The 8577-nt window shown below is 73.8% G+C and carries 7 protein-coding genes; 5 read left to right on the forward strand and 2 right to left on the reverse strand.

Going from position 1 to position 8577, the window contains the following annotated elements; all coding sequences use genetic code 11:
* Positions 1–656: 656 nt before the first annotated feature.
* Positions 657–1496 (reverse strand): DUF3109 family protein, encoded by an 840-nt coding sequence (locus FRZ03_RS13205; RefSeq protein WP_146465337.1) that lies wholly within the window; start codon positions 1494–1496, stop codon positions 657–659.
* A gap of 71 nt (positions 1497–1567) precedes the next feature.
* On the opposite strand from FRZ03_RS13205, the gene FRZ03_RS13210 reads away from it, so the two are divergent.
* From FRZ03_RS13210 to ilvD, 4 genes are all read left to right on the forward strand, one after another.
* Complete coding sequence (locus tag FRZ03_RS13210) at positions 1568–2500, forward strand: Ppx/GppA family phosphatase (RefSeq protein ID WP_146465338.1); 933 nt, start codon at positions 1568–1570, stop codon at positions 2498–2500.
* A gap of 79 nt (positions 2501–2579) precedes the next feature.
* The gene (locus tag FRZ03_RS13215; protein ID WP_146465339.1) at positions 2580–3392 is read left to right on the forward strand and encodes a sugar phosphate isomerase/epimerase family protein; all 813 of its coding nucleotides are present in this window, start codon (positions 2580–2582) and stop codon (positions 3390–3392) included.
* Positions 3389–4012, forward strand: coding sequence for a TetR/AcrR family transcriptional regulator (locus FRZ03_RS13220; RefSeq protein WP_146465340.1), 624 nt, complete (start codon positions 3389–3391; stop codon positions 4010–4012). Before FRZ03_RS13215 ends, FRZ03_RS13220 begins: the two co-directional genes overlap by 4 nt.
* Before the next feature lie 109 nt (positions 4013–4121).
* Positions 4122–5975 (forward strand): dihydroxy-acid dehydratase, encoded by a 1854-nt coding sequence (ilvD, locus tag FRZ03_RS13225; RefSeq protein WP_146465341.1) that lies wholly within the window; start codon positions 4122–4124, stop codon positions 5973–5975.
* A 56-nt stretch (positions 5976–6031) separates the two neighbouring features.
* Here the strand turns inward: ilvD and FRZ03_RS13230 are convergent, their stop codons facing one another.
* Positions 6032–8212 carry a serine/threonine-protein kinase gene (locus tag FRZ03_RS13230; RefSeq protein ID WP_146465342.1) on the reverse strand — a complete coding sequence of 727 codons (2181 nt, stop codon included), beginning with the start codon at positions 8210–8212 and terminating at the stop codon, positions 6032–6034.
* A 145-nt stretch (positions 8213–8357) separates the two neighbouring features.
* Here FRZ03_RS13230 and FRZ03_RS13235 point away from each other — a divergent pair.
* Positions 8358–8577 (forward strand): SH3 domain-containing protein (locus FRZ03_RS13235; RefSeq protein ID WP_146465380.1); only part of this gene is annotated, 220 nt, incomplete at its 3' end.

Consider the following 8577-nt stretch of genomic DNA (forward strand, 5'->3'; position numbering starts at 1 on the left):
CACGTAGGAAGCCACGCCGGGGTACACGCCTCGCCGGTGCGGGGGCGCAACGCGGCCCTGCGGCCGGGGTGGGGGAGCGAGCGGTCAACGTCCCCGGGGCCTTGCGGAGCGGGGAACGCACCGCGGTCGGCCGGGCAGCGGGTTCACGGCCGGGGTGCGGGCATCGCGGCTTGCGGCTTGCGGCCTTCGGCTTCCGGCTGGAGGCAGGGCGCAACGCGGCCCCGGCCGGAAAGAGGGTGGCGGCAGGCGGTCAACGGCCCCGACGGTGCCCGAAGGAGAAGGGACGCCGGGCCCGGACGGCGAGCGGCGCCGGGTGAGGAGGACCGGGCGCTCGGGGCACGGCCGTGATCGCGGCCCGGATAGGAAGGGGCGGGGGTCTCGCGCTCGGGTCCCACGCCCGCCCGGCCCGGCGGCAGCGGTGGCCGGGAGGTGTCATGTGCGCACGTGGCCGGCACCGGCGGTACGCGAGCCCGGTCCCGGGACGAACCCGGCCCGGGAGCCGGCGGCCGCGCGCCCGCGGGCACAGTCGGCCGCCCGCCGTCCGGGCCGTGCCCGAGACCGGCGCCCCACCCGGTCGGGCACGGACCGGGCAGGCGCCGAGCGGGCCCTTCGAGCCAGGGCGGGAACGAGCCAGGGCGGGTAAGGGACGAGCGCGGCTACGGTGCCGGGTCCGCCGGGTGCGGGGCGACGACCGGGAGCGCGGACGCCAGGCGCTGCTCGCACAGTTCGACCAGCCTGTCGTACCCCGCCTTGCCCATCAGCTCCGTGAGTTCGGCCCGGTAGGAGACGTACACCGGCTCCCCCGCGCCGTGCGCCGACGTCGCCGACGTGCACCACCAGTGCAGGTCGTGGCCGCCCGGACCCCAGCCCCTGCGGTCGTACTCCCCGATGGACACCTGGAGCACCCGCGTGTCGTCCGGCCGGTCGATCCACTCGTAGGTCCGCCGGATCGGCAGCTGCCAGCACACGTCCGGCTTGGTCTCCAGCGGCTCCCGGCCCTCCTTCAGCGCCAGGATGTGCAGCGAGCAGCCCGCGCCGCCCGCGAACCCCGGCCGGTTCTGGAAGATGCAGGACCCCTGGAAGGGACGCGTCTGCCGGGACCCCTCCTCGTCCTCCGAGACCCAGCCGCCGCGCACCCCCTCGTCGTGGTGCTGCCAGATGTCCGGCGTGAGCCGGGCCACGTGCTCGGCGACCCGCTTCTCGTCGTCCTCGTCGGAGAAGTGCGCCCCCAGCGAGCAGCAGCCGTCGTCCGCGCGACCTGCCTGGATGCCCTGGCAGCCGCTGCCGAAGATGCAGTTCCAGCGCGAGGTCAGCCAGGTCAGATCGCAGCGGAAGACCTGTTCGTCGTCCGCCGGATCGGGAAACTCCACCCACGCGCGCGCGAAGTCGAGCCCCTTCTCGTCGCTCACCTTCGACCCCTTGGAAGCTCTGGCGGCCTTGCGTACCTTGTCCGCCTTTTCGGCTTTTGCCGACTTCGCCTTTTTCGTCTTTGGCACCCGTCCAGGGTAAGTGCCCGGCCCCCGGACCGGGGACCGAGGAGCCGCGTTCTGGCAGTAGCGTTCCGTACATGAGACTCGGTGTCCTGGACGTGGGTTCGAACACGGTGCATCTGCTGGTGGTGGACGCCCACCCCGGCGCCCGCCCGCTGCCCGCCCATTCGCACAAGGCCGACCTTCGGCTCGCCCAGCTCCTCGACGACGGCGGCGCCATCGGCGACGCCGGCATCGAGAAGCTCGTCGACGTCGTACGGGACGCCCTCCAGGCCGCCGAGGACAAGGGCGTCGAGGACCTGCTGCCGTTCGCGACCTCCGCGGTCCGCGAGGCGAGCAACGCCGACGAGGTCCTCGCCCGGGTCGCCGAGGAGACCGGCGTACGGCTCCAGGTCCTCTCCGGCGCCGAGGAGGCCCGCCTCACCTTCCTCGCCGTGCGCCGCTGGTTCGGCTGGTCCGCCGGGAAACTGCTGGTCCTGGACATCGGCGGCGGCTCCCTGGAGATCGCCTTCGGCATCGACGAGGAGCCGGACGCCGCCGCCTCCCTCCCGCTCGGCGCCGGCCGGCTCACCGCCGGCTGGCTGCCCGGCGACCCGCCCGCCCCGGACGACGTCCGCGCCCTGCGCCGCCACGTCCGCGCGGAGATCGCCCGCACGGTCGGCGAGTTCGCCCGCTTCGGCGCCCCCGACCACGTCGTCGCCACCTCCAAGACCTTCAAACAGCTGGCCCGCATCGCCGGCGCCGCCCGCAGCGCCGAGGGCCTCTACGTCCAGCGCGAACTCAAGCGCGAGTCCCTGGAGGCCTGGGTCCCGCGCCTGTCGGCCATGACCATCGACCAGCGCGCCGAGCTGCCCGGCGTCTCCGACGGCAGGGCGGCCCAGCTCCTCGCCGGCGCCCTGGTGGCCGAGGGCGCGATGGACCTCTTCGGCGTGGAGAGCCTGGAGATATGCCCGTGGGCGCTGCGCGAGGGCGTCATCCTGCGGCGCCTCGACCACATGGGCACGGCCTAGGAACCTGCCCCATGGCATACCTCACAACGGCCGACCGGCACCCGGCACCCGCCCCGCCGAACCCTTTAAGGTGACGGACGTGGCTGAACCAAGGGACGTGCCCGTCGCGCTGTCGACGGCCTCCGTGTACCCGGAGTCCACGGCGACGGCCTTCGAGATCGCCGCGCGGCTGGGGTACGACGGCGTCGAGGTCATGGTGTGGACCGACCCGGTCAGCCAGGACATCGAGGCGCTGCGCCGGCTGTCGGACTACCACGGCATCCCGGTCCTGGCCGTCCACGCGCCCTGTCTGCTGATCACCCAGCGGGTGTGGTCCACCGACCCCTGGACCAAGCTGCGCCGGGCGCAGGCCGCCGCCGAGAAACTGGGCGCCTCCACCGTCGTCGTGCACCCCCCGTTCCGCTGGCAGCGGCAGTACGCCCGCGACTTCGTCGCCGGGATCTGGCGGATGGCGGACGAGACCGACGTGCGGTTCGCCGTCGAGAACATGTACCCCTGGCGGTACCGCGACCGCGAGATGCTCGCCTACGCCCCCGCCTGGGACGTCACCGGCGACGACTACCGGCACTTCACGATCGACCTCAGCCACACGGCGACGGCCCGCACCGACGCCCTGGCCATGATCGACCGCATGGGCGACCGGCTCGGACACGTGCACCTCGCCGACGGGCGCGGCTCGGCCAAGGACGAGCACCTGGTGCCGGGCCGCGGCACCCAGCCCTGCGCCGAGCTGCTGGAACACCTGACCGTCTCCGGTTTCGACGGCCACATCGTCATCGAGGTCAACACCCGGCGGGCGATGTCGAGCGCCGAGCGCGAGGCCGACCTCGCCGAGGCCCTGGCCTTCACCCGCAAGCACCTGGCCGCCGCCGTCCGCCTCCCCCGGCGATGACCGACCCCGCCAAGGCACCCGGGAACGCCGCCCGCCGCCGCGGCCGGCCTCCGCGCACCGAGTCCGCCCGCACCCGCGACCGCATCCTCGCGGCGGCCCGCGAGGAGTTCTCCGCACACGGCTACGACCGGACGTCCGTGCGCCGGATCGCCCAGGCGGCCGGCGTGGACCCCGCGCTGGTCCACCACTACTTCGGCACCAAGGAACAGGTCTTCGCGGCGGCCGTGGAGATCGCCTTCGCCCCCGCCCCCGGCGCCCCGGACACTCTGGCCGAGGGCCCGCCGGACGCGGTGGGGGAGCGGCTGGCCCGCTTCATGTTCGGCGTCTGGGAGAACCCCGCGACCCGCGCACCCCTGCTGGCCATCCTCCGCTCGGCGCTCACCGACGACACCGCGGCCGCCGTCTTCCGCCGCCTGGTCGCCGAGCAGCTGACCGGGCGCGTCGCCGCCCGTCTGCGGCTGCCGGACGCCGAACTGCGCGCCGAACTGGCGGCCGCCCAGCTGGTGGGCACGGCCGTGCTGCGGTACGTGATCAGGCTGGAACCGCTGGCCTCGGCGGACCTGGAGCAGCTCGTCGCGCACGTGGCACCCGTCGTGCAGCGGCACCTCACGCACCCCTGACCCCCCGGACGAAACACTCGTCCCGCATTCCGGACAGGCGTGTCCATCCCTTGGAGCGGCGGCGTAGTCTCGGAGAAAGCCAGAATTGTCCATCGAGGAGCGAGCGACGATGCCCGAGCTGAGGTCCCGCACAGTCACCCACGGCCGCAACATGGCGGGCGCCCGCGCCCTTATGCGTGCCTCCGGTGTACCCGGCGCGGACATCGGCCGTAAGCCGATCATCGCGGTCGCGAACTCCTTCACCGAGTTCGTGCCGGGCCACACCCACCTCCAGCCGGTCGGCCGCATCGTCAGCGAGGCCATCACCGAGGCGGGCGGCATCCCGCGCGAGTTCAACACCATCGCCGTGGACGACGGCATCGCCATGGGCCACGGCGGCATGCTCTACTCCCTGCCCTCCCGCGACCTGATCGCGGACTCGGTGGAGTACATGGTCGAGGCCCACTGCGCCGACGCCCTGGTCTGCATCTCCAACTGCGACAAGATCACCCCGGGCATGCTGATGGCCGCCCTGCGCCTGAACATCCCGACGGTCTTCGTCTCCGGCGGCCCCATGGAGGCCGGCCGCGCCACCCTGGTCGACGGCACCGTCCGCTCCCTCGACCTGATCGACGCCATCTCCGAGGCCGCCAACGACAAGGTCTCCGACGCCGACATCCTGCGCATCGAGGAGAACGCCTGCCCGACCTGCGGCAGCTGTTCCGGCATGTTCACCGCCAACTCGATGAACTGCCTCACCGAGGCCATCGGCCTCTCCCTGCCGGGCAACGGCTCGGTCCTCGCCACCCACACCGCGCGCAAGCAGCTCTACGTCGACGCGGCCCGCACGGTCATGGACCTCACCCGCCGGTACTACGAGCAGGACGACGACACCGTCCTGCCGCGCAACATCGCCACCTTCCAGGCCTTCGAGAACGCCATGGCCCTGGACATCGCGATGGGCGGCTCCACCAACACGATCCTGCACCTGCTGGCCGCCGCCCAGGAGGCGGGCGTCCCCTTCGGCCTGGAGCAGATCGACGCCGTCTCCCGCCGCGTCCCCTGCCTCGCCAAGGTCGCCCCCAACGTCGCCAAGAACCGCACGTACTACATGGAGGACGTGCACCGCGCCGGCGGCATCCCCGCCCTGCTCGGCGAGCTGCACCGGGCCGGCCTGCTCAACGAGGACGTGCACGCCGTGCACAGCCCGTCCCTCGCCGACTGGCTCAAGACCTGGGACGTGCGCGGCGGCTCCCCCTCCCCCGAGGCCGTCGAGCTGTGGCACGCGGCCCCCGGCTGCGTCCGCTCCGCCGAGGCCTTCTCCCAGTCCGAGCGCTGGGAGACCCTGGACGACGACGCCGAAAGCGGCTGCATCCGCTCCGCCGAGCACGCCTACTCCAAGGACGGCGGCCTCGCGGTCCTCAGGGGCAACCTGGCCGTCGACGGCTGCGTGGTCAAGACGGCCGGCGTGGACGAGTCGATCTGGACCTTCGAGGGCCCGGCCGTGGTCTGCGAGTCCCAGGAGGAGGCCGTCCAGCGCATCCTCACCCAGGAGGTCAAGGAGGGCGACGTCGTCGTCATCCGCTACGAGGGCCCCAAGGGCGGCCCCGGCATGCAGGAGATGCTGTACCCGACGTCGTACCTGAAGGGCCGCGGCCTCGGAAAGAGCTGCGCGCTGATCACCGACGGCCGCTTCTCCGGTGGCACTTCGGGCCTCTCCATCGGCCACGCCTCCCCGGAGGCGGCCTCCGGCGGCACCATCGCCCTCGTCCAGGACGGCGACCGCATCCGCATCGACATCCCGAACCGCTCGATCGAACTGCTGGTGGACGAGGCCGAACTGGCCCGCCGCGAGCAGGAGTTGAACGGCGTCTACGCCCCGAAGGGCCGCGACCGCAAGGTCTCCGCCGCCCTGCGCGCCTACGCGGCGATGGCGACCAGCGCCGACAAGGGCGCCGTGCGCGACGTGAGCAGGCTCGGCTGACACCCGCGACAGCCGAAAGGGGCCGCCTCCCTCCCGGGGGCGGCCCCTTTCCCGTCTCACCAGGCCGACGGGTCCCGCGCGTCGAGCGCGAACACCGAGCCGTCCGGGGCGGTGCCGTACACCCGCGAGGCGGCGAGGACGGGCGCGGCCCGCAGCGCGGCGACCCCCTCCGTACCGGCACCCGGCCGGGCCGGCGTCTGCCCCGCGAGCCGCCCGCCCCGCACGTCCACGGCCAGCAGCCGGCCGTCACCCGCCGAGAAGTACAGGTACCGGTCCCCGGCGACCGGCGCCGAGCCGCGGCTCACCGACGTCTCCAGGTGCCACAGCCGCTCGCCGGCCCCGGTGTCCACCGCGTCCAGGCCGCCGTTCACATCCAGCAGGTAGACCACACCGCGGTGCACGGCGGCGTGCACGTCCGGCCGGGGCGCCGGCAGCGGCACCCGGCGCAGGGTCCGGGACGCGGCGTCGTAGCGCACCACGGCATCGGTGTCGCCGTACACCGGATCGGCCGCCGTGAAGTACACGGCGTCACCCTCGGCCCCGACCGGCTGGAGCAGCCCGGTCAGCCGGGTGTCCCGGCGCACCGCACCCGTGGCCGGGTCGAAGGCCACGACCCGTGTGCTCCTGCCGTCGGCGGTGGTCGTCGTCGCATAGGCGAGGGCACCGGCCGTCCCGTCGTCCGGGAAGGTGTCGACGCGCGGCCGGCCGTCCCCCGGCAGCCGATGGCTCCAGCGCGTCCGCCCCGAGCCGCCGTCGACCCCCGTGACCGTGCCGTCCGCCCCCGTGATCAGCAGCGTCCCGGCCGTGTACTGCGTGCCGGCGCCCGCGGGCAGGGCGCGCCGCCAGCGGGTCCGGCCCGTGCCGGGGTCCAGCGCCACCGCGCCCCCGGCCTGGTCGCGCACCTGCACCAGCCCGCCCGACACCACCGGGGCCCCGCTCCAGCGCGCCCCCGCGAAGGGATGCCGCCACAGCACCCGGCCACCGCGCGCGTCGAGCGCGTACGCCTGCCCGGCACCGGCGCACAACAGTTTTCCCGCGCCGAAGGCACACCGGGGCGCGGCCGCCCGTCCGGCGACCGGCTCCGTACGCCACCCCGCGAACCCCACCGCCGCCGTCCGCGGAGTCCGCGGCCCCGGATCGCCGCCCAGGAAGTGCACGGAGGCGAGCACCCCGCCCGCCACGAGCCCGAGCGCCCCGGCCACGACGGCCGCGAGCCGCCCCGGCCGCACCCGCCCGCGCCGCGACCTCTTCCCTCCGCCCTTCCCCTTCTCTTCCGGGGACCGCTCTTCCGAGGACCGCCCTTCCGGAGAGCGCTCTTCCGGGGATCGCGGAAGGTCCCCACCCGAGTCCACCGGCCCCACGGTCTTCGAGGTCCGCTGCGCCGGTATGAAGGCCTGCGTGTCGTACGACGCCGCCACCGACCGCAGCTGCCGCATCAGCTCGTCCGGCGTGGGCCGGTCCTCCGGGTCCTTGGCCAGACAGCGCTCGACGAGCGGCGCGAGCCCCTGCGGCACCCCCGACAGATCGGGTTCGTCGTGCACCACCTGATAGGCGACGACATACGGGCTGTCGGAGTCGAACGGCCCGCGCCCGGTCGCCGCGTGCACCAGCACCGAGCCCAGCGCGAAGATGTCCGCGGCCGGCCCCACCTCCCGCGGCCGCCGGAACTGCTCGGGCGCCATGAACGGCGGCGTCCCGATCAACTTGCCGGTCTCCGTGCGCAGTTCGCTGTCCTTGGGCCGGGAGATGCCGAAGTCGATGACCTTCGGGCCGTCCTTCGCGAGCAGCACGTTGCTCGGCTTGAGATCCCGGTGCACCACGCCCACGCGGTGGATGTCGCGCAACGCCTCCGCGAGCCCCGCCATCAGCCGCCGCACCTGCCCGGCGTCCAGCGGCCCGTCCTGCTTCACCTGCTCGGCGAGGGTCGGCCCGGGAATGAACAGCGTGGCCATCCAGGGCCGTTCGGCCTCCGGATCGGCGTCCACCACCGGCGCGGTGAAGGCACCGCTGACCCGGCGTGCCGCGGCCACCTCCTGCCGGAACCGCCCCCGGAACTCCCGGTCCCGCGCGAACTCGGCGTGGACGACCTTCACCGCGAGCCGCAGCCCGGACGTACTGCGGGCGAGGTGGACCACCCCCATGCCACCGGACCCCAGCCGTGACTCCAGGCGGTAATGACCGGCGTATTCGGGCATATCGGCCTCCGCGCCCGCTCCGGTGCTGCGCTGTGGCGTCATCGACTGGACCGCCCCCCGTGCTCCTCGTCCGCGCGACGCACGGAGCCTAGTCGATGGCTCGTCGCGGACCGAGGCGGCTTGCTAACCTCCGTTCGCCAATCAGCAGGCCCCATGCCGGCATGGGGCTCACGGGGGAGGAAACCGCATGTCCGTCCGTTATTACCCGGTCGCCCCGGGCGTCCGCGTGAACGTCCGCAGCGGCCCGGGCACCAGCTACGGCGTCATCCGCGTCCTGCCCGAGGGCGCCAAGGTGCCGATCTACTGCCAGACCCCGGGAACCACGGTCACCGGCACGTACGGCACCTCGAAGATCTGGGACAACATCAGCGACGGCGAGTTCGTCTCCGACGCCTACGTCCACACCG

Source organism: Streptomyces misionensis, assembly GCF_007896895.1.
GTDB classification, from domain to species: Bacteria; Actinomycetota; Actinomycetes; order Streptomycetales; family Streptomycetaceae; genus Streptomyces; species Streptomyces misionensis_A.